At 47.5% G+C, this 514-nt stretch carries 2 tRNA genes and 1 rRNA gene; all 3 read left to right on the forward strand.

The window, feature by feature from the left end:
- Positions 1-55, forward strand: a 16S ribosomal RNA gene (locus tag A3775_RS10620); the annotation flags it as partial.
- A 120-nt stretch (positions 56-175) separates the two neighbouring features.
- A tRNA-Ile gene (locus A3775_RS10625) sits at positions 176-249 on the forward strand.
- Between the two features lie 84 nt (positions 250-333).
- Positions 334-406: transfer RNA gene (locus tag A3775_RS10630), tRNA-Ala, on the forward strand.
- The last annotated feature ends 108 nt before the right edge of the window (positions 407-514 follow it).

Here is a 514-nt window from a genome sequence, read left to right on the forward strand (position 1 = left end):
GGTGAAGTCGTAACAAGGTAGCCGTACCGGAAGGTGTGGCTGGATCACCTCCTTTTTAGGGAGACCTACCCAACTCAGAAATCGAAAGTGAAGAGCGAATAGAAGAAGAGATTGGTCTACTCTAGGTCGGTCGCAGGAATTGTTGGGCTTTCAAACTATGAAGTGGTTCGGATATGGGCTATTAGCTCAGGTGGTTAGAGCGCACCCCTGATAAGGGTGAGGTCCCTGGTTCGAGTCCAGGATGGCCCACCTGAAAACAGTGAACAGTGAACAGTAAACAGTGGTCAGCAAAAAAACTGATGACTGAGAACTGAGAACTGAGAACTGAATTCTGGGGGTTTAGCTCAGTTGGTAGAGCGCCTGCTTTGCAAGCAGGATGTCAGCGGTTCGAGTCCGCTAACCTCCACCTGTCTAAGGTGAAAAAGCTAAGAAAGAACAGGGAAGAAAATTCAGCAACTAGCTAGATGAATTAATAGTTAGACTGCTGGGTTTGTATCCAGCCAGAACCTTGAAA

Origin of the sequence: Anabaena sp. 4-3, assembly GCF_001597745.1 — a bacterium.
Taxonomy (GTDB): Bacteria; Cyanobacteriota; Cyanobacteriia; order Cyanobacteriales; family Nostocaceae; genus Trichormus.